The organism is Burkholderia sp. LFS061, assembly GCF_047978125.1.
In the GTDB taxonomy this organism is placed as follows: Bacteria; Pseudomonadota; Gammaproteobacteria; order Burkholderiales; family Burkholderiaceae; genus Burkholderia; species Burkholderia pyrrocinia_C.
Genome location: NZ_JBFPFS010000133.1, coordinates 1 through 652, shown reverse-complemented (window position 1 = coordinate 652; position 652 = coordinate 1). Strand labels below are relative to the sequence as shown.

Annotated in this window: 1 protein-coding gene; it reads right to left on the bottom strand. The window is 63.3% G+C overall.

Translation table 11 applies throughout. The features are described 5' to 3' along the window. Positions 1–652: IS3 family transposase (locus ACNQQL_RS36030; RefSeq protein ID WP_347069705.1), on the bottom strand; the 652-nt coding region annotated here is incomplete at both ends.

Genomic DNA, 652 nt, shown 5'->3' with positions numbered 1-652 from the left:
CATCCGGCGTCTGATCCGCCAAGCTCGAATGAGGTCGTTTCCGGTTGTACAGCTCAATGTATTCGCCGATGGAACGCCGGGCATGGCTGACCGACTCGTAGGCTTTCAGGTAGACCTCCTCGTACTTGATGCTGCGCCATACCCGCTCGACGAACACGTTATCGCGCCAGCTTCCCTTGCCGTCCATCGACAGCCGGATACCCCGGCCCAGCACGGCCTCGGTGAACGCGCCCGCCGTGAACTGGCTGCCCTGATTGGTGTTCACGATGTCCGGCAGCCCGTAACGGGCGAACGCTTCCTCCAGCGCTTCGACGGCGTGCACGGCCTCCAGCGTGATGGCGACCCGGTGCGAGAGTACCTTGCGGCTCGCCCAGTCCACTACCGCCGTCAGATACACGAATCCGCGCGCCATCGGAATGTACGTCGTGTCGAGTGTCCATGCCTGATTGGCCCGCTCGATCTTCAGGCCACGCAGCAGATACGGCCAGATTTTGTGCTGCGCGTTGCGGCGACTCGTGTTCGGCTTGCAGTACAGCGCCTCGACGCCCATGCGCTTCATCAGCGTGCGCACGCGACGGCGACCAACTTCATGGCCTTCCCGGCGCAACAGGCGCGCCAGCATCCGTGCTCCGGCAAACGGAAACTCCATGTG